This window comes from Cupriavidus sp. KB_39 (genome assembly GCF_052114485.1).
Classification (GTDB): Bacteria; Pseudomonadota; Gammaproteobacteria; order Burkholderiales; family Burkholderiaceae; genus Cupriavidus.
Genome location: NZ_JBFREV010000013.1, coordinates 90,096 through 108,561, shown reverse-complemented (window position 1 = coordinate 108,561; position 18,466 = coordinate 90,096). Strand labels below are relative to the sequence as shown.

Below are 18,466 nucleotides of genomic sequence, written 5' to 3'. Positions count from 1 at the left end.
ATCACTTATATACGTTTTTGTCTCGATTCATGGATTCAAACCTGCTATCGACGCATGCAAATCTCGCTTGTGAGACACTCGCCGTCTCCCCATCGAGACAACGAGATCGGCAGCATGCAGAAAATAGCGGAGCCGGGCGGTGCCCTGCTGCTGGACTACGACTACGTGGCGCGTCGCGCCATGGCCTCGCTGTTCCGCACGTTCGAGAATTTCAGCGAAGGCACGTTCGTCGTGGACGACCACGCGCGCGTGGTCTGGATCAACAAGCGCTACGCGGCGCGCTTCGGGTTTTCGAACCCGCAGGAGGCCATCGGCCGCGACTGCGAGCAGGTGATTCCCAACAGCCTGATGCGCGAGGTGGTGACCACCGGCAAGCCGATCCTGCTCGACATCCTGGAGACGGACAGCGACACGATGATCGTCACGCGCCTGCCGATCAAGGACGACGATGGGCGCACGATCGGCGCGGTGGGCTTCGCGCTGTTCGACGAACTGAAGTCGCTGACGCCGCTGTTCGCGCACTACTCGCGCGTACAGGCCGAGCTGGCCGCAGCGCGCCGCTCGCTCGACCAGGCCCGCCGCGCGAAGTACACCTTCGCCAGCTTCATCGGCACCAGCCCGGCGGCGCAGGAGGTCAAGCGCCAGGCCCGGCGCGCGGCGCGCGTGGAGTCGCCGGTGCTGCTGCTTGGCGAGACGGGCACTGGCAAGGAGTTGCTCGCGCATGGTATCCACGCCGGCTCTACGCGCGCCGAGCAGCCTCTTGTCACCGTGAACGTGGCGGCCATTCCCGAGACGCTGCTGGAGGTCGAGTTCTTCGGCGCGGCGCCGGGCGCCTACACGGGCGTGGACCGCAAGGGCCGCATCGGCAAGTTCGAACTGGCGGACGGCGGCACGCTGCTGCTCGACGAGGTGGGGGACATGCCGCTGATGCTCCAGAGCAAGCTGCTCCGGGCGTTGCAGGACAAGGAATTCGAGCCGCTCGGCTCCAACCGCATCGTGCGCGCCGATGTGCGGATCATCGCGGCCACGTCGGCCGACCTGCCGGCGCTGGTCGCGGCGGGCAAGTTCCGCGCCGATCTCTACTACCGGCTCAACGTCCTGACGATCGAACTGCCGCCACTGCGCGAGCGGCGGGCCGACCTGCTGCTGCTGGCCAACGCGATCATCGAGGAACTGTGCATCAAGGCCGATCGCAACCCGCCCGGGCTGCGCCAGGACGCGTTGCAACTGCTTGGGGAATATGACTGGCCCGGCAACGTGCGCGAGTTGCACAACGTGCTGGAGCGTGTCGTGATGCTGTGCGACGAGGATTCGATCGACGCGACCACTCTCGCCCCGCTGCTGGACCGCCGCTTGCCGGCGACCCTGCCGTCAAGCGTACCAGCGAGCCTGGAAGCCCCCGTCGCGCCGGCGAAGGTGACGACGGTTGTGCCGACGGCACCCGAACCCCCGCCGCAAACCTACGCGGCGGCGATGGCCGGCTTCGAGGCCGCCTTCCTGCAACAGGCGCTGGACGCCTGCGGCGGCCGGGTGGCCGACGCCGCCACGCGGATCGGCATCAGCCGCGCCGCGTTCTACAAGAAGCTCGCGGCGCTGAAGCCGGCTTCGGTGACCTGATCAGGCGACCTGATCAGCCGCCGATGCCGAGCAGTTCCACTTCGAAGTTCAGCGTGGCGTTCGGCGGGATCGTACCCGGCACGCCGCGTGCACCGTAGGCGCTGGCCGACGGGCAGGTCAGCTTGGCCTTGCCGCCCACTTGCATCTTCTGCACGCCCTCGGTCCAGCACGGAATCACGCGATTCAGCGGGAACGAGATCGGCTGGCCGCGCTTGTACGAGCTGTCGAATTCCGTGCCATCGGTCAGCGTGCCACGGTAGTGGACCTTGACGGTATCGGAAGCCTTGGGCGAGGCGCCCGTGCCCTTGGTCACGTGCTGGATCACCACGCCGGACGGCAGCGTCTCGGAAGCCGGTGCGGCGGCCTGGGCAACGCCTGCGCCAGCGAGCGTGACGGCGGCAAGAATCAGGGAAAGAGTCTTCATGGGAATCTGTCGTGTCAGTGTGTTTGGAAATTGGCGCCGGCAGCGCGCGCGAGGCCAGCCGGCAGTGTACCCGAGGCATCATCCGACCACGAACAGCCCGACGATGAAGTACGCGAGCGAGAGCGACAGCGCCAGCGCAACCAGCACCACGGCAATTCCTCGCCATGGCATCGTGCGGCGGCGCCGCTCCGGGTTGGCGACCGAAGCTGGCATCGTCTCCTCCGCCTCTGCCGGTACGAGCGCCGGCCGGACGCGCGGCGCGGTGTCTGGCAATGGTGCGCCGTGCTCGTCCCGCAGCCCCCGGGCGACCAGCGCCGCGATCACCGCCAGTGCGTGTGTGCCCATGTCCGGCGCTTCACGCAAGCGCAGGATCCACGTCCGGCATTGCTGCCCGGTATCGGCGCTGCCGTAGTACTCGCGCAGCAGGCTGTCCTGCAGCCATACGCCCCGGCAACTGCCCGACGCGCCGCCCTGCACACGACTGCCCGCCTGATCCAGCGCGGTGCAGAAGCAGTAGTGCACCGCCTCCACAGCGTCGACCGGCAGGTTCACCGCGTTGCCCGCCCGCCGCAGGTGGACGAGCTGTTTGCGGGCCTCGCGCTTGAGCCATTCCATCCGCGCCATCGACTTCAGCTCCGGCGACAGTTCATCGAGGATGCGAAACAGCGGCTGGGCGAGATGGAGCAGGAGATTGCCTCCCCAATAGTGGGTCATCCCCAGTCCTTCTCTGCGCCGGAGGCGATCATGGCGTGCCGCCGCGCGGTATCCGCCACGGTCCAGTAGTCGTCCGCCATGGCCGGCCCTTGCGCGTGCGGCGATGGCGCCGGCTTCGCCGTGGGTGCCCGGTACGCATAGGGGTTGACGCCATCGCCGCCGCGACGGTCCGGGCTCAGGTAGCGGCCGATGTCGGGGTCATAGACACGCCGGCCGTGCCAATGCAGCCCGGTTTCGTCATCGGCGAACTGGCCCGCGAGCCGCAGCGGCTGCCCGCCGGCGACTGCCGGGCCATCTTGGGCCAGCAGCCGGCCCAGCGCCGTGTAGCGGCCAGACCAGACCTCCGCGCCCGCCTCGTCGGTCAACGCCACGGCGGTGCCGGCGACGTCGGTCTGGTAATGCAGGAACCGCATGGCCCCGGGCTGGCCGGCAGCATCGAGCGGCTGGTCGATGCAGGTCAAGGGCACGTCGCCGCCAGAGCCTTGCCCCGCCGGCACATAGAGATAGGTCCGTACGCGGTCTGCCTCGAGTATCTGCCGCAAGGTGTCGTCGTGCCAGACGAAGCGCGTGATGCGCGGCGGCGTGGCTGGCAACGCGCGGCCCGGCGCCTGCCGGACCGTCACAGTCCGCTCGATGCAACGGCCCAGCGCGTCGTACTGGTAGCGCACGAGCCGGTCGCGCACACGCACGGCAATCAGGTGGCCTTCGCCGTCCCATTCCAGTGCCATCGCGTCGCGATTGCCTGACTTCGCTATGACCTGCCCCCACGCGTCGTACTCATACCGCCAGCCCGCAAATTCGGTCAGCCGGTGATTGTCACGCCGCACCGGACCCACCAGGCTCCGCGATGGGTCTAACTGCGTGCCCGCGCCGTCCCAGCTGAAGCGTTCAATGCCGAGATCGTCGGTCACGCGCCGCAGCAGGTTGCCGCTGCGGTCATAGTCGAGGTGGGTGGTGCCATATCGGTGATCGACGGTCTGTACTACCTTGCCGCCAGCGCCGTAACTGACCGCGCGCCAGAGCCGAAGATCTTCCGGCACGATCTCGCGCTCGGCGGTCTCGCTGTGCAGCACCGCGCGCCACCACAGCGGCGCGCCGATGGCGTCGTAGCCCGTATAGGTCAGCAGGTCGCCCTGCATGCGAACCACTTCGCGCTGCATGGGGTCGAAAGCAAACTCCGCGACGTGCTGGCCGTCGATCCCGATCAACGTCACCATCCCCGTGTCGTCGCGCGTGATCTGCACGGTCTGCTGTTGGGGCAGCAGCACCCCAATCAGGCGACCGGCGTCATCGTAGCCAAAGCGGAGCTTGCTGTGCGGGCCTTCCTCGGACAAGGGCTTGCCCATCTCGTCATGCGTGTAGCGGACGGCTGTCTCGACGATCCCCAGCGCCTCGCCCTCAGCGGTGGGCGTGCGCGACACGGCCTGGAGATGACCATCGGCGGCATAGTCGAACCGATACCGACTGTGCGTGGTGTCGCGCCCCACGAGACGGCCAAGGGGATCGTACGAGTACACCTCGCGCCGCACCTGCCCGCCGGCACTCGCTGTCAGCGTGGCGAGCGCGCCGCTGTCCGTGTAGGTGAAGTCCTGCGTTACGCCGTTCTCGTCGGTCGACCGGCTCGGACGGCCCACAGCATCCCATTCGAACGTCTGGACCGCCCCATTGCCGCTCGTGGTGCGCACGCGCCGGCCGTGCGCGTCGTAGGCATGCGCGATTGCGTGCCCCTCTTCGTTGATCTCGCGCAGGACACGACCGCGCCCATCTCGCTCCCACGCCCGGCCCTGGCCGTCGGCGCCGACATACTGGGTGCGCTGACCGAGCGCATTCCAGTCATGACGCTCATCGCTGCCATCGGCGCGCGTCAGCTGGAGCGGCCAACCGTGGCCGTTGCATTCGAAGCGTGTGATGCCGCCCGCCGCGTCGCACAGCGCGGTGACTCGGTTGTCCGCGCCATAGGTCAGGTCGAAGGTACGGCCCTCCGCATCGGTCTGCCGGATCACCCGACCGGCGGCGTCCCGCTCGAATTGAACCGTTGCACCGTCGGCGCCGGTGCGACGGATGATCCAGCCGTGCGCGTCGTACACCGTGGCCACTTTGCCTTCCGGCGTATTGTGCTGCGTCGGCTGGAGGCTGTCATCGCGAATCCACGACCAGTTCTGGCCGGCGGAATCTTTCACCATCAGCGGCTCGAGCGTGCTGAAGGTGTAGTGGGTCTGGCGCCATCGGCCGGCGGAATCGGTCTCCTTGACCACGCGCGAGAGGTTGTCCAGTGTGAGCACGATCCGACGCTCACCCGGCAGTTCCAGCGCGACTGGCCAGTGCGAGCGGCTGTACTGGAACGCATACTGCCGGCGATCGAAGTCACGGAAGCCGACCACGCAACCGCGCGCGTCGTAGCGCCAGCGCGCCGTGTGCCCGAACACATCGGTGACGTCGCAGGTGCGCGATGCAGTGTCGTATGTGAACTGTTCGCGTGCCCCGGCATCGGTGCTGCGCTCGACCACACGCGCGCGGTCTCCATCGGCCTCCCATACGTAGCGTGTCACGCCGCCGAGAGCGCCGGCTTGCTCGACCATGCGCCCGCCGCGGTAGCCGTAACGCCGGGTCGTGGCACCCGTGCGGTCCTCGACCCGCGCGAGCCGTTCGTCATCATCGTAGTGATAGTGCACGAGCATGCCGGCAGGCCCTGTCCCTACACGCTCGATGGCGGACAGGCGCCGGCTGTCGCCGGCATAGTGCATCTGCAAGACGTCACCGCACGTGCTGCCAAGCCGGTCCAAGCGTCCCGAGGCATCCCGGATGCAGCCGATGCGTTCGCCGGCATAGTCCTCGATGTACTTCAGCCGCGCGATGCCTTGCGCGTCGAACTTCTCGAAGACGCGATAGCACGGCGTGAAATCGGCCACGACCATCGTGCCGTCCGACAGGCACGCCAGGTGCAGGCGTTCGGACAGCACTGTCACGCGCGTGCCGGGCTGCGGATCGGGTACGTCGATCGTGCGCCCGTGCTCATCGGCGTAGATCAGTCGATCGCCCTGCCGGTGCAGCGTCACCTCCCAACGCACGCGCCAGCCGACGCCCAGCGCCCCTTCCGCGGCCAGTGCGCTGGAATAGAAGCGCGACCAGCGCAGCGGCAGGCGCGCCGGCAGCGTGAAATCCGTCTCGTGCGCCGGGAGGCAGATCTTGTCGCCAGACAGGACATCGATCTCGCCCCACAGCAGGCCGGACAGCGCGCGACGAACACCGTACCGCGCCGCCATCTCCGCTTCGTGACCATGGAATCGCCCGGCAAAAGGACGCGTTGCCACGGCATCGAGTTCCTTCGCCCGGAGCAGGTCGAGCAGGCTGCCCAGTTCACTGATGGCCGACATGTCCGCCCTCAACCCCCGACGAATACGTTAGGGGAGCCATTCGCGACTGGCGCGCCGCAGCCGGACACGCCGCCGACCATGGAGGCCGGCATGTTATTGATGAATACCGTGGACGAGCCTTTCGCCAATGATCCGCCTCCGTGCAGCGAGCACGAACAACTGCTCCCGCACGCGATAGCGGCGGGCACCCCGTTGATAAAGACATTGCCGGATCCCGACGTGATCGACCCTCCGTGGCCGATCGCGTCACCCAATCGCGCAGCTGGCGTTCCCATATGTGCTTCCTTTCAGAATCGAGTGATGGCCCGGTGACGGATGTCACCGGGGCGAGCAGGTTCTCGCCTTCCGCCGTTATGGCTCTGGCGTCGTTGGCGTCGGCGTCGGAATCGGCGGCGTCGGCGTCGGAATCGGCGGCGTCGGCGTCGGTGGGGGCGGGGTGGGCGTCGGCGACGGTGGCGTCGGTCCGGTTGGCCCAGTCGGTCCGGTTGGCCCAGTCGGCCCGGTTGGCCCTGTCGATCCGGTTGGTCCAGTCGCGCCAGTTGGCCCTGTCGACCCGGTTGGCCCTGTCGACCCCGTTGGCCCTGTCGACCCCGTTGGCCCGGTTGGCCCGGTTGGCCCGGTTGGCCCTGTTGGCCCGGTTGGCCCGGTTGGCCCGGTTGGCCCTGTTGGCCCTGTTGGCCCTGTTGCCCCGGTTACGCCGGTTGCCCCAGTTACGCCGGTTGCGCCAGTTCCCCCCGTTGCTCCAGTCGCCCCCGTTGCGCCACTCGGCCCCGGCGGTCCCGGTATCTGCTTGGCATTGGCGCGGGAGCCGAGGCCGAGCATGGGCACCACAATCGGTACCGACGGTGCGGCCAGGCCGATCGCGAAGAAGCCACCGCCACCGCCTCCGCCGCCGCTCTTCTTCTTGCCGTCGCCCGGGTTCAAGTCCAGTTGCGTGCCCTGGATGACAATCTTGTTGCCCACGAGCTTGATCGTTCCGTCGCTGGCCATCGACAGCGACGATTCCCCGCAGGTCAGCGACAAGGCCGAACCGGCACTGACGGCCATCGCCTTGCCGATGCTCACCAGATAGGCGCCGCCCACCGAATAGGTCGATGCCAAGGCCACGTTGACCGCCGATATGCCACCGATGCTCATGGAATAGGCAGCGCCGACGGTATGGACCGATCCGCCCGCCACGTTGGTGGCATACAGTGCGCCAACGCCAAGGTTGAAGTTGGCACCCACGCCCATCGCCAGGTCCATACCGACGGTTTTCGTCTCGTTCCGCTTCGTCAGGCTGACCATGTCGCGCTCGGCCTGCTGGTAGAACTCCTCCATGCCGGCCTTGTCCTCGAACCGGACGCCGTTGTAGTTGTCCGGCCCGCCACCTGGCGTCTGGCTTTTGAAGCCGCTCTTGGTGGCGCTGGCGGGCAGGTCCCAGGGCGGCTGCGTCGCATTGTTATAGAGACTGCCAGTGACCAGCGGCCGATCCGGGTCGCCATTCATGAAGTTGATAATCACCTCATGGCCGACGCGCGGGATATAGATGCTGCCGAACTTGGCGCCGGCCCAGGCCTGCACCACGCGCACCCAGCATGAGTCCGACTCGTCGTTGCGCGCGTAGCGGTCCCAAAGGAAACGCACCTTGATGCGGCCGAATTCGTCAGTCCAGACCGTGGAGCCCGGCGGGCCGACCACGATGGCCGATTGCGGACCGTGGGTATTGGGCTTGGCCGTCGTGCGGGGCATGCGGAACACCTCGCTGGTGGGCTGCACCTCAAGCTCGTTCCGGCATTGGTACTGATAACCGGCTCCCGATTCGTCGGCAACCTCCGTCAGCATCAGTGTCGATTCCACCACGAGATACTCGCGGTTCGCCCCACGGTGCGCATGACGGGCGAGCACGAAGGTCTCGCCACAAGCCACGCCACGGACGTTCCCATGGCCGAACGCGCGCACACCTTCCGCGCGGGCCTCTTCCATGCGGACACGACTGATCATGTCGCCATGACGCGCGTCAGTAAAGTCACTCGGCCATTCGAACACGTCCCGGTCGGCCCATGTCGTGCGGCGAGGCTGCTGATTGGCTTGCAGCAGCCTCGCCCGCGAGCGTGTGAAGTCGTAGTCGTCCACTTCCACGCGGCCGGTACGCAGCGCCTCATGCACGGAGAACGCCGCGATGTGTTCGATGTCGATCTTGTCGTCGTTCGGGTGGTATTCGATCTGGTGATAAGACTCGCTGCGCACGCGGCGGTGCGCACCGATGTGGTCGCACAGCACGAGCCGGTGTTTGCCGTCCGAATGCTCGAAGAACCAGTAGATGCCCCATTCCTCCATCAGCCGCTGGATGAAGTTGAAGTCCGTCTCGCCATACTGGACCTGGAACTTGCGCGGGTCGTTGCGCTCGGATTCGCTCGTCAGCGCGTACTTGCCCACGTCGAGCCGCTTCTCCACCGGATAGGGATAGTCAGCCAGAACGTCGTCGATGATCTCGAGTACGGTCTTGTCCTGGTAGATCTTGAAGTCGTTGGTCAGCGTGGCCAGCCACAGCCAGGGCCGCAACACCACGCGATAAACGTTGTACCGCCCCTCCTGGTGCAGGTAGCCGGCAGAGACCACAAGCCCGCTGATCTCGCGCGTGCCGCGCCCCACCTGCTCGCTGGGCGCCTTCCCGCTTCCGTCGATCTGGATCGAGAGCGTCATCTCCTTGCCGACCAACGCCTTCAGGTCAAGGTTCGCGCTCGCCGCCAGCGGCAGCTGGTAGTCGTCCGGCGTGCGCAACTGCACCTCGTACTCAAACAATCGGCCAAGCCGCTCCGTGCCATGGACCTGCAGGAACTCGAGGGCCGGCAAGCCGGCCACCTTGGGCATGGCGGCGCTGCGGATCGCCACGGTACGATTCTGCGAGGCAACGCCGTTCAAGAATTCAGTAGCCATTTCTTCCCTATTGCAATCACCAGTCTGTTTCCATCGTCGTCGGCACGGCCGGCGCTACGCGCCTTTCGGGCAGGCGAAACCCCTGAGAAGCTGGCCGGACAACGCATTCGCGTGCCCGCCCGTCACGAGTTCCAGTGCGGCATGGCGATCGTCGAATGTAAAATCCACGACCATGCGGCTGGCCGAGGCCGTGCCAACTGGCCGCCCTCGGTCGATCAGCCGGAACAGCGCCCACGGACCCGATGTCACGATCGTCGACGTGTCGGGCCGGATCTTCGGGCTGGCCGACATGCCGGCCACCGCCCCGCCGCGTGGGCCCGGCCATCCGAGCTGGAATGTCACGACCGGGCCATGTGCATAGCGAATCTGCTGGCCGTCGATGTCGAGCGAGAGTTCCAGAATCTCGGGGTCGAGATTGGCCACCCGGGCGTCGACCTTCCACGCCATGCGCTTCCCGCCCGATTCGCGGAAGAACGTCTCGCGGATGGCCGCAGCCCGTTCGAACGGCTCCAGGCTCGGCCCGTGGACGGGCGGCATGCCCGGGCTGAGCGCCTTGTAGCGCCAGGGCCGCGAACTGGTATCCACGTTCGGCGCGAGCGTCCGGGTGAAGAAAGCATCCAGCAGGCCATCGGCCGCGAAGATGTGGTGGAAGTCTTCAATGTCCACATCCTGGCTCGCCCCTGCCACGAACGGATACTTGCCCGCGATCGCCCGGCGGCACGCCGCACCGACCGATGATTCGAGTTGGGATGCCAGCAGCGTGCCAACGCCCGCGTTGACCTTCTGCGTCACCTGGACCGATATGCCGGCCAGCACGGTGCGGAATGGCGCGGGGAGCTTCTCGGCTTCCAGTTGCAGCATCGTGCCGATGTCGACCGCCGGCGGCATACTGTTCGCCGCAAGCGCGGCGCCCGCCACGGAAAGCCGGGTGTACTGCTCACCCAGCAGCGCCATGATGCCGCCCAGCTGGAGCGCATTGCCACCGGAACCGGCCGCCGCCACCGGCGCGCTGGCGGGTGTCGTGCCGGCACCCGAATCGGCGTGCCCGGTCACCACTTCGCGCAGCGCTGCAAAACGGTTGTCGACCAGATCGCGCTCCACGCGGCGCAGCCGGTTCGTGCCGCCAAGCGCGGATGCAGCACTGGCAGCCCGTGTCACCGTATGGAGCCGCGCGGACATGCCAGAGGCCGTGACGACCTTCTGCGCGGTATTGACGCCATCATCCTCGTCATCCGCGACCGACAGCGATGTCTCGCGTATTGCCGTACGGGCCAGTCGTGCCAGCGGGGAATCCGCTGAAGACAGAATGCGCAGGATCTGAAGATCGAGCACAGTTGAACCACCCTGCTCCGCCGCGTCCGGCATCGCGGGCCGCACGCTTTCCAGGAAACGCTGCCAGTAGTTGGCGTAGTCGATCAGGTATTGACGGCGGATGTCCTCCGCCAGCGGCGAACTGGCCATCAGCGTGGCGACGTCCTGGCCGTAGCCAGCCTTCGCCTGCAACTCCGTACGCCCCATGATCCAGGCATCCGCAGGCTGAGCCTTGACAAGGAAGTGCGCCAGCCGCCGCGCGAATACCTTGTGGTAACCATCGTATGTGTAGAGGCCGGGCACGCCCTGCTCGAGCAGCGCGCTGTCCGCGAGCGTCAGCACCGAACCGGCCTGCAACCCCGCAGCGCGCGCCAGGGTGATCGGCTCGGGCGCCTCCTTGGCCATCTCCGCCATGGCTCGTTCATAGAGCCGTCGCGGCGCCGGGTTGCTGCTCAGGTAGCGACGCGCGCGGTCCACGAGCAACGCGTTTTGTGGCGTGCTCGGCGACAGGTCGTCGCCATCGAACAGCGCCTGAAGGTGCTGGCGCATCCGATGGGGCTCGCCGAACGCCGCGCTGCTGTCCGACTGCTCCCAGTCCTTGAGCACCCACGCCTTGAACACTGCGGCGTCGAAGTGCTTCCTGTCGTACAGCATCAGGTAGGCCGTCAGGGCGCTATAGACGCCATCGGGGTCACCAGCCTCCATTCGCGCATCGAGCGAATCCTCCAGACGCCGTACGACATGCGGCAGCAGCATCTGGCGCAACAGGATGGCGTAGGTGCTCCCCGAGGCATCCATGACGGGGGGTGCGGCGTAGAGCCCGTACCGATAGTCGAAGCCAGGATTGGCGAGATCGAGCTGCCCGAGGTGCGGCAAATCTGCCGACGCATTCAGCATGCCGGGCAAGGCCGTCGGCTCGCGCCGCTTGCGATAGCCCTTGACCCGTTCGTCAAGCGCGGTCACCTTCGCCTCGATGGCTGTCAGATAAGCGTGATTGTTCTCAAAACTCGTGGTGAGCGCATAGACCAGCCAGCCACACACCACGACTGACGCCAGATAGCTCGCTGCGCGCATCGCCCGGAAGCGGAGTTCCCAGCGCTGGTTCGGCCGAACCAGGTGTGCTTCCGGCACGATCACCTGCTGGAACAGGTTGTGCAGGAAGTAGCTACGATAGCCGGACATCTCGGCGCCCGCGGCACGCGAGGCCTCCGCCTCCGCTCCGGTTTCACTGGGCACCGAGCGGACCCCGCCGCCGCGCAGCCGCTGGAGCAGCGTGGTCTTATCGGCGGCAATCGTTACGTCCGACTGCATTGCGCTCGAGAAGTACACGCCGCGCAGGGCACTGTCGATCTGCGTGCTGTCGTAGCGTGAGTCCATGAATACGAGCGACACCACATCGAGCACCACACCGGCCAGGCAGCCGAATTCCGCCGGCAGCGCGTAGAGACGCTTGCGACGTTCGGTCTCGTACTCCTCGATCAGCCGATTGTTGACGCCCGCTTCCAGGCGGTCGACAAGCACCCCGACTTCCTCGACGCACCGTTCACGCAGATCATTGACACGACGTGCCGCACCGTCTTCCGGAGCGGAGACCGCGATGCCCCATACCTGGGCACGCCCTTCCGCCGTCAGTGACTGGAAGTACTCGCTGAAGCCTGGCAGCACATCGACCTTGGTCACGAGCACATACACCGGGAAGCGAATCCCGAGTTCCTTGCGTAGCTCGGTCAGCCGGGTGCGCAGCGTGGCCGCGAGAGCGATCCGCTCATCGGCCGACTTACCCAACAACTCCGAGGCGCTGAGTGCCAGCACCACGCCATTGACGGGCGCGCGCGGCCGGTGCTTGCGCAGCAGGCCCAGGAAGCCCATCCACTCCGTCTTGTTGCGCTCGGGGTCCTCCGTCTCGCCGGCGCGATGATCGGCATAGCGGCCGGCCGTATCAATCAGGACCGCCTCATTGGTAAACCACCAGTCGCAATAGGTCGTCCCCTCCGGCGCCTTCAGCGAGACGGCATTCATCTGGTCCGCCTCCGGGAACTCGAGCCCGGAATTCAGGGCGGCAATGGTCTTGCCCGCCTCCGGCGTGCCCAGCATCATGAACCACGGCAGGTCGTAGAGCTGGCGGTCACTTTCGAAGTACCGCTTCAGGCCAAGCCCGTGCCCGTGAATACGCCGGATATGCTGGACAGCCTTGCCGACAATGGCGCCAAGCACGTGCAGTTCCTCGCGCGGCCGCGCGGCCGCGTCATCGGACGAGCCGAAGATGCGCTTGACTAGGGCCTCGTTGTTGCGCAATGCGCCCCACAGACGCCAAGCGCCGTAAACCCCATAGGCAATGACGATCAGCACGATGCAGATCGTGCGCGTGCCGTAGGAGGCCAGTGGACGAACCTCGCCGAATGCGAGGAGCGGGCCGAGATGCCACAGCAGCACGCACAAGGCGGCCACGGCGAGCGGGCTATACGGCCAGCTACGCAGCCAGCATACGTACAGCGCGACCAGCATTACGATGGCCGTCACCCGTAATGACAGATCGCCAAGAGGATGATGGGCACCGAAGGCGAGCCAGGGGCCGAGGAACCAGACGGCGAGCCCCAGCGCCACGATGGCGAGGAATGCCAGCATCGCCTTCGAGAACAGGGGAGAGAAGAAGGTCTTCAAGTTATGCATGCTGCTTCCGCGCTACTGCGTCACCATGACTTCCACGCGCCGGTTGCGGGAACGTCCTTCCGCCGTGCCATTGCTGGCCACGGGTTGCGCATCGCCACGGCCATGCACCGCGATACGATTCGCGGGCGTACCGCCCGACTCCAGAATCTTCGCGACAAAGGCCGCGCGCTTCTCGGACAACTGCTCGTTGCTCGCAAAGTCCCGCGAACGGATCGGCAGGCTGTCGGTATGGCCGGTGACGACGACCTGGCCGCCCACGCGGGCCACCTCTTTCGCCACCTTCTCGAGGGTCGGGTACATGTCTGCACGAACTTCGTTCTTGCCGGAGGCAAACATCGAATCGCCCTTGAAGATGACCAGGCTGCGTCGCTCGTCCTCATCCACGCTCACGAGGCCGCGCGTGACCTCGTCCTTGAGCAGGATCGAGAGGCGGAGCCGCGCCGGAGCCTGCACTGATCCACGCGGAATGCTATGGATGCGCGCATTTAGCGCGCTGCCGGCCGTGAGCAACTGATATTTGTACCAGGCGAACAAGCCGAACACGATCACCGCGGCCACTGCGGCCAGGCTCCATGGCGGCACGCCGCGCAATGCGCGCAGGCGCCCCGCCTCGGCGGGCTTCCAGCGTGGGGAGAGTTCGACCGGCACTGCGTCGCGGGCGCCGGCGACCAGCGCAGCAAGGCGATGCCGCACCTGCTCCAGATGACGCCGGCCATCCTCGATCACGCTATACCGGCCCTCGAAACCCAGGCCAAGGATGCGGTACAGGATCTCCAGCACGTCAATGTAGGTTTGCGGATCAGCAGCCATCCGGCCGATCAGCAGGAATACCTTCTCACCACCGTCGTTCTCGCCTTCGAACGCAATCAGCAGGCTGTTACGCGCCCAGGCACCGCCGCCGCCCCATCGTGTACGGTTTGCGGCTTCGTCGAGCGCCGTGCACAGGCAGTAGCGCACCGCCGCCATATGCGTCCAGTGGAGGTTGGCACGCTCACAGAGGGTCTGGAAATGGTCCACTTCGCGCGCGAGCAGCAGGCGCAGCGCGCGGATCTCTTCCTGCGATGCCATCGTCGCTGGCATGTCGGCCAGCAACCGCAGTAACGGGCTCGCCGCTTCCATGAGCGGATTCCTGGCTAGCTGCACCGTCTCGAGCCGCCGTTCGGCGTCCACCGGCGGATCGAACGCGAACAGCACTTCGGCCTCCACCGGCGACGTACCATCGCGCGGCACCGCCACTTTTGCGCCCGATGCCGTCTGCACGTCAGTCACGCCACCCTCCGTGAGAAACGCGAAGTCGTCCGACGATTCAAGATTTCCGGCGCTCACTTATGACGCACTCCCCACAGTTCCAGCTTCAGCTCGGGGAAACTGCCGGCGATATGCATCGCCAGGGCACCCTGCTGAGCGATCTGGTCCCAGAACACGCCGGTCCGGGACAGCTCGAAGTAGACGTAATTCGCATTGAACGGAATCTGGCGCGGCGGCACGGGAAGCGCCAGCATCTGGAGCCCCGGCAGGTGCGAACGGATCAGTTCCGGCAGGCGCTGAGGCTGGCTGATCTTGGCCTGTGCGGCGAACTGTTGTTGCAGGACGTCTGGCGACATCTGCGCACCCACGGCAAGCACAAGCGTCTCGAAACTGGCCAACTCAGCGGGCAGCATTGTCGCAAGGCGAATGCCATGCGGCTGCTCCACGAGCGGAATCGGTTGCGCGCCACGTATCAGCACCTGGTTCAGCAGGTGATGGACCTCGGTTACTAGCGGATACAGGCTCTCAAAGAGTCGCGCATGGTCGTAGCCCGGCGCAAGCTCGGGCCGCCGCGTCTGCGGACGCACAAAGGTCGCGAGGTCGCCGGACAGCAAGAGCAGCGCGCGGTAGAGCTCGACGGGCGAGGTCTCGCCGATCTGCCCGATGTGTTCGAGCAACGGCTCATGGCGGTTGAGCACCTGCAACAGCAGATAGTCGGCGACTTCGGCTACGGCACCCGTGCGCCCATGGCTGCCTGACAGCCGGTTCGCCAACGCATCGGCGCGTAGCTTCGCCAGGCCATGCAGCTGCGTCACCCATTCCCGCAACAAGGCGTTGGCGCCAAAGTGCACAACGGGCGGGATATGGTCGCGCTCATGGAGAACGACAGAACCGTCGGGCTGCAAGCTCTGGATGCGCGCTACGGCGATGCCGATCCAGGACTGGCTCAGTTCCTTCTCAGGCAACAGCCGCAGCCGCAGGTTAGCCATCTGTACCGGCTTCGGACCTTGGCCGATCGCATTTGCATCGCGTAGCGCTTCGTCAAAGGCAAGATACCGCGCCAGCGACCCCGCCTGCTCCTCGAAGATCGTCTCCTCGGTGTTGGCAAGGCGTAGCGGCACGGCGAGGTAGATCAACTGGCCGAGATGCTCGGGAGTGATCGTCAGCGGCGGTGGCGGTGGCGCCTCCGTTGGCGTGTCGAACGGTGTGCCATCGGGAAAGATTCCCGATCCGCGTTTGATCGCCAGCTTGCCGAAGGACAATGCACTCTGATCGATCTCATACTGGCTGAATCCCCATGAGAACGGACTAAGCGTTGTCACACACCGCTGTGCGACATACTCGAGATAGCGCTCTTGCTGCTGAAACAGCTGAGGGCGCAGGAATAGTCCTTCACTCCAGACGATCTTATTGTGATAGCTCATGGCAATCAGTTGACCTCAGTAATCGAAACAGCTTGATCGCGTGCCTCGATCTTCAGGGCGACAGTCCTGTCGGGCACCACCGCGCGGTACCAGGCTGCATCGGGTGCCTCGGGCAGGCGCCACGTGGCGCGCCATACGGACTTGCCTAGTTCGCGGTAACCAACCAGCACGCCGATCGCTGTTGTGGCCGGATTGGATTTGCGTTCGATACGCTCGTCGGTGCCGGGCCGCATGATGAACTCGTCGACAGCAAGCAGGTCGGCGGCAAGCACCTTCTTGTCTTCGTTCTGAAGCGTAAAGAAGTCGGCGCTATCGAACGCCGCAGCGGACTTCAGTTCGTAGACGCGCACCATCACCGGCGCAGCGCGGCCTTGTTCATCGCTATTCAGGTTCCCGCTCGTCTCGATCAGGAGCTTCAACTGCAACGGCTCTTTCCGCGTCGGTGCAGTGCTGCATCCTTGCAAGACCAGGCATACCATCAGCAACAACCACCCGATCGCCATCCACCGAGTGGCGCGGGTGCCGGCCATTCCGGTGGGAGTCAGATCAAAGCGCATGGACATGTTCGATTCGGTTTGGCTGCACGCAGTGCAATCCGGCCGCCGAATCGCAACCGGATTGCACGACAACCAGGAGGGTCAGGCCGTGTTCTTCTTGACGTCGAACGTTGCGGTGATCACGCCGCCGCTGCCGCCCTGCGCGTTCTGCACCACGTATTCCTGCTTCAGGCGGGAGAACGACAGACGCACGATCTCGCGCGGACGAGCTTCGTCGGAGCTAAGGCCAGAAGGGCTCACCTGCGTCACCAGCAGGTCGTTCATCGTGAACTTGATGTACTCGAGCGGGCTGCCGCCGGCCTTGCGCACCACCAGACGAGCCTCGTCGATATGCTTGCCCAGCAGGCAGTACTGCACGAGATTCGGGCTGGCACGGTCGATATAGTGCTCGAACTGCAGATCATCGACAGTGGCCTTGCCAGCGCCGCCGCCAGAGCCGGCGTGCATGTTCGATTGCTGGCTGACGCTCCACGACCAGCTCAACACCTCGATCTCGCTCTTGTGGACGCTATCCTCGGACTCGCCATCGATGCCGTTGATCTTCAGGAAGATGTCTTGTGCCATAGTGAGAATTTCCTTGTTCAGTAGATATGACTTACCCATGGCGGGCTTGTTTGACGAGCCCCCGCCCTGACTCGGAGTAGCGTTCGCAGGCGCGACGTACGCCGCGCCACGATGCTCAGGCGGCAGCCTTCACCAGCGGCAGTTTCGCGACGAGTCGCAGCGATACCGTCAGGCCCTCAAGCTGGAAATGCGGACGCAGGAAGAACTTGGCCTGGTAGTAACCGGGATTGCCCTCGACATCCTCGACCACCACCTCCGCAGCGGCCAGCGGACGGCGCGCCTTGGTTTCCTGGCTCGAATTTGTCGGGTCGGCGTCAACGTAGTTCATGATCCATTCGTTGAGCCATTGCTCCATTTCCTCGCGCTCCTTGAACGAGCCGACCTTGTCGCGCACGATGCACTTGAGGTAATGGGCAAAGCGCGAGCAAGCGAACAGGTAGGGCAGGCGCGCCGACAGGTTGGCGTTGGCCGTGGCGTCCGGGTCGTAGTACTCGGCAGGCTTCTGCAGCGACTGCGCGCCGATGAACGCCGCGTAATCGGTATTCTTGCGGTGAATCAGCGGCATGAAGCCGTTCTTCGACAACTCGGCTTCGCGGCGATCCGAAATAGCGATCTCGGTCGGGCACTTCATGTCCACGCCGCCATCGTCGGTCGGGAAGGTATGGCAGGGCAGGTTCTCGACCACGCCACCGCTTTCCACGCCGCGAATCAGGGTGCACCAACCGTAGCGCTTGAACGAGCGGTTGATATTCACTGCCATCGCGTAGGCGGCGTTCGACCACGCGTACTTCTGGTGATCGGAACCGTCGGTTTCTTCCTCGAAATTGAATTCATCTACCGGATTGGTGCGCACACCGTACGGCAGACGGGACAGGAAGCGCGGCATGGCCAGGCCGATGTAGCGCGAATCCTCCGAGGACCGCAGCGAATTCCACGGTGCATATTCGAGGTTTTGCGTGAAGATCTTGGTCAGGTCGCGCGGGTTGGCGAGTTCCTGCCACGAATCCATTTGGAGCACTGACGGCGAGGCACCGCTGATGAACGGCGCATGCGCGGCCGCAGCCACCTTTGCCATCGAGCCGAGCAGGTCGACGTCGGCTGGCGTGTGGTCGAAGTAGTAGTCAGCCACGAGGCAGCCGTAAGGCTCGCCGCCGAGCTGCCCGTACTCTTCCTCGTAAATCTGCTTGAACAGGGAGCTCTGATCCCACGCCACGCCCTTGAACCGCTTCATCGTGCGGCGCAGCTCTTCCTTCGAGATATCCATGAAGCGGATGCGGAGCTTCTCGTCGGTCTCGGTATTGGTAACCAGGTGGTGGAGCCCGCGCCAGGCGCTTTCCAGCTTCTGGAAGTCCTCGTGGTGCAGGATGAGGTTGATCTGCTCGGACAGCTTGCGGTCAATCTCGCCGATGATGGCCTCAATGCTCTTGTAAGCATCGTCAGACATCGTCACGGCATTGGCCAGCGCCTGCTCCGCAAGGGTCTTGACCGCGTTCTCGACGGCCTCGCGCGCCTGCTCGGTCTTCGGCTTGAATTCCTTCGTCAGCAGCGCATTGAAGTCGGATTGCCGGTCGAGCGTCTGCGCCGTCGCGGCCTTGTATTGCGTGTCACGTGTTGCCATGTCTTGTACTCGGTTGCGGTTGCGGT

General features: G+C 65.4%; 12 protein-coding genes. 1 reads left to right on the top strand and 11 read right to left on the bottom strand.

The features are described from left to right. Window positions 1-114: 114 nt before the first annotated feature. The gene (locus tag AB4Z27_RS12540) at window positions 115-1,617 is read left to right on the top strand and encodes a sigma-54 interaction domain-containing protein (RefSeq protein WP_092293775.1); all 1,503 of its coding nucleotides are present in this window, start codon (window positions 115-117) and stop codon (window positions 1,615-1,617) included. A gap of 13 nt (window positions 1,618-1,630) precedes the next feature. On the opposite strand, the gene AB4Z27_RS12535 is transcribed toward AB4Z27_RS12540, so the two are convergent. The 11 genes from AB4Z27_RS12535 to tssC form a co-directional block, all read right to left on the bottom strand. Next, entirely contained in the window at window positions 1,631-2,041 is a 411-nt protein-coding gene (locus tag AB4Z27_RS12535; protein ID WP_092293777.1) for an FKBP-type peptidyl-prolyl cis-trans isomerase, read from the bottom strand. A gap of 78 nt (window positions 2,042-2,119) precedes the next feature. Continuing rightward, window positions 2,120-2,755 (bottom strand): DotU family type IV/VI secretion system protein, encoded by a 636-nt coding sequence (locus tag AB4Z27_RS12530; protein ID WP_441644557.1) that lies wholly within the window; start codon window positions 2,753-2,755, stop codon window positions 2,120-2,122. Next, window positions 2,752-6,129, bottom strand: a complete 3,378-nt coding sequence (locus AB4Z27_RS12525) for a DUF6531 domain-containing protein (protein WP_441644556.1) — start codon at window positions 6,127-6,129, stop codon at window positions 2,752-2,754. The genes AB4Z27_RS12530 and AB4Z27_RS12525 overlap by 4 nt, the downstream gene beginning before the upstream one ends. 8 nt (window positions 6,130-6,137) lie before the next feature. Beyond that, entirely contained in the window at window positions 6,138-6,404 is a 267-nt protein-coding gene (locus AB4Z27_RS12520; RefSeq protein WP_092293783.1) for a PAAR domain-containing protein, read from the bottom strand. Window positions 6,405-6,480: 76 nt separating this feature from the next. After that, window positions 6,481-9,048, bottom strand: coding sequence for a type VI secretion system Vgr family protein (locus tag AB4Z27_RS12515; protein ID WP_441644555.1), 2,568 nt, complete (start codon window positions 9,046-9,048; stop codon window positions 6,481-6,483). A 54-nt stretch (window positions 9,049-9,102) separates the two neighbouring features. After that, a complete protein-coding gene (tssM, locus tag AB4Z27_RS12510; protein WP_441644554.1) occupies window positions 9,103-13,029 on the bottom strand; it encodes a type VI secretion system membrane subunit TssM in 3,927 nt (1,308 codons plus the stop codon). Between the two features lie 12 nt (window positions 13,030-13,041). Next, the gene (gene tssL, locus AB4Z27_RS12505; RefSeq protein WP_369823411.1) at window positions 13,042-14,355 is read right to left on the bottom strand and encodes a type VI secretion system protein TssL, long form; all 1,314 of its coding nucleotides are present in this window, start codon (window positions 14,353-14,355) and stop codon (window positions 13,042-13,044) included. Continuing rightward, window positions 14,352-15,701 (bottom strand): type VI secretion system baseplate subunit TssK, encoded by a 1,350-nt coding sequence (gene tssK, locus AB4Z27_RS12500; RefSeq protein WP_092293789.1) that lies wholly within the window; start codon window positions 15,699-15,701, stop codon window positions 14,352-14,354. Before tssK ends, tssL begins: the two co-directional genes overlap by 4 nt. Window positions 15,702-15,706: 5 nt before the next feature. After that, window positions 15,707-16,264 (bottom strand): type VI secretion system lipoprotein TssJ, encoded by a 558-nt coding sequence (gene tssJ, locus AB4Z27_RS12495; protein WP_255370781.1) that lies wholly within the window; start codon window positions 16,262-16,264, stop codon window positions 15,707-15,709. A gap of 75 nt (window positions 16,265-16,339) precedes the next feature. Then, a complete protein-coding gene (locus AB4Z27_RS12490) occupies window positions 16,340-16,822 on the bottom strand; it encodes an Hcp family type VI secretion system effector (RefSeq protein WP_092293790.1) in 483 nt (160 codons plus the stop codon). A 115-nt stretch (window positions 16,823-16,937) separates the two neighbouring features. After that, window positions 16,938-18,440, bottom strand: a complete 1,503-nt coding sequence (gene tssC, locus AB4Z27_RS12485) for a type VI secretion system contractile sheath large subunit (RefSeq protein ID WP_092293792.1) — start codon at window positions 18,438-18,440, stop codon at window positions 16,938-16,940. Between the last annotated feature and the right edge of the window lie 26 nt (window positions 18,441-18,466).

Bases quoted from the DNA above. Each gene is read 5' to 3' on its own strand.
- AB4Z27_RS12540 (WP_092293775.1), top strand. From the start codon at position 115: ATGCAGAAAATAGCGGAGCCGGGCGGTGCCCTGCTGCTGGACTACGAC.
- AB4Z27_RS12535 (WP_092293777.1), bottom strand. From the start codon at position 2,041: ATGAAGACTCTTTCCCTGATTCTTGCCGCCGTCACGCTCGCTGGCGCA.
- AB4Z27_RS12530 (WP_441644557.1), bottom strand. From the start codon at position 2,755: ATGACCCACTATTGGGGAGGCAATCTCCTGCTCCATCTCGCCCAGCCG.
- AB4Z27_RS12525 (WP_441644556.1), bottom strand. From the start codon at position 6,129: ATGTCGGCCATCAGTGAACTGGGCAGCCTGCTCGACCTGCTCCGGGCG.
- AB4Z27_RS12520 (WP_092293783.1), bottom strand. From the start codon at position 6,404: ATGGGAACGCCAGCTGCGCGATTGGGTGACGCGATCGGCCACGGAGGG.
- AB4Z27_RS12515 (WP_441644555.1), bottom strand. From the start codon at position 9,048: ATGGCTACTGAATTCTTGAACGGCGTTGCCTCGCAGAATCGTACCGTG.
- tssM (WP_441644554.1), bottom strand. From the start codon at position 13,029: ATGCATAACTTGAAGACCTTCTTCTCTCCCCTGTTCTCGAAGGCGATG.
- tssK (WP_092293789.1), bottom strand. From the start codon at position 15,701: ATGAGCTATCACAATAAGATCGTCTGGAGTGAAGGACTATTCCTGCGC.
- tssJ (WP_255370781.1), bottom strand. From the start codon at position 16,264: ATGTCCATGCGCTTTGATCTGACTCCCACCGGAATGGCCGGCACCCGC.
- AB4Z27_RS12490 (WP_092293790.1), bottom strand. From the start codon at position 16,822: ATGGCACAAGACATCTTCCTGAAGATCAACGGCATCGATGGCGAGTCC.
- tssC (WP_092293792.1), bottom strand. From the start codon at position 18,440: ATGGCAACACGTGACACGCAATACAAGGCCGCGACGGCGCAGACGCTC.